Annotated in this window: 2 protein-coding genes; both read left to right on the top strand. The window is 36.1% G+C overall.

The annotated features are described in order from the left end of the window. Positions 1-465 (top strand): hypothetical protein (locus Q4Q35_RS07160; RefSeq protein WP_303277275.1); only part of this gene is annotated, 465 nt, incomplete at its 5' end. 134 nt (positions 466-599) lie between these two features. Then, positions 600-815, top strand: a complete 216-nt coding sequence (locus tag Q4Q35_RS07155; RefSeq protein ID WP_303277274.1) for a hypothetical protein — start codon at positions 600-602, stop codon at positions 813-815. Positions 816-1,040: the final 225 nt, after the last annotated feature.

The raw sequence follows: 1,040 nt of genomic DNA, 5'->3' as shown, positions 1-1,040 counted from the left end.
TTCCGTGGTCTGAAAAGTAAGAAAGAAGAACTATGTTTTGAAGCTGGTATCCCATTATTTTCAACAAAAAATGACAAAAAAGAATTCCCAGGAAGCTGGCTCAATGTCTGTGTAACCGATTGGAACAATGATGGGGTAAATGATTTATTAATAGGAACCAGTATTGCAACTTTAAATGGAACATTTGATCATGAATTATCATGGAGCTGGGAATATGATACAGGAATATCAAAAAAAAATCCTGCATATTATCCATCTAGTATGAAAAAAGGAGTTGCATCACAAATAAAGAGTGCAGAAGAATACCAAAAAAAATCAGGACTTTCCGATGAGGCATATAGAAAATCAGGGCGTTGGACCAAAGAAGACATGATCAAACAGTATTACGGAAAAGGTGGCTATAAAAATAAAACATTGGCGCATCAAGGCTATGTGTATGTCATGTTGGGGGTGATGGAGCGTTAAGAAATCGAAGATTCACGAACACCTATTTAATCAAATAATAAATGTTGTGAGCCAAAATGTCCAGTGGGCATTTTTAGCGAACAGGTCAAGTGGCACAGAGGGAATCACGAATTACGAGTTAATAGTTAAAAGATATGTTTTATAAAGTTCAGGCAGTAATTGTATTGATCGTGCTATTAAGCACTACAGGAACCCCAGTGGTAGCACAATCTACATCTGGAGTCCCTGTAAGTTACACAATAGAAACACCAAAAACAGTGCTAGCTGGAGATACGTTTACTATTACCGTAGCATTTAATATAGCACCCAGTTGGTATGTATATGCCCTCATTGCAATGAATAGGCTCTAGGTAAAATCGCTGCGAAAACATCTTTTAAAGCAACCAGAAGGTTTTAAGAAAATAGGAGGCTTAGAATTGTCCGATAAAATAGATTTCTTGATGTCTATATAGGAAATGATGTCCGAATGAGCCAAAAATTTCAAGTGGGAAAAAGCAACCAAACAGGTAAACAAACGATTAAAGCGGAGATATCTGTTATCCACCAGTTAGAAAAAAAATAGATATTGTAATTAC

Origin of the sequence: Flavivirga aquimarina, from assembly GCF_030540835.1 — a bacterium.
In the GTDB taxonomy this organism is placed as follows: Bacteria; Bacteroidota; Bacteroidia; order Flavobacteriales; family Flavobacteriaceae; genus Flavivirga; species Flavivirga aquimarina.
The sequence above is the reverse complement of the archived record's forward strand: the minus strand, read 5'-3'. Positions and strand labels throughout refer to the sequence as shown.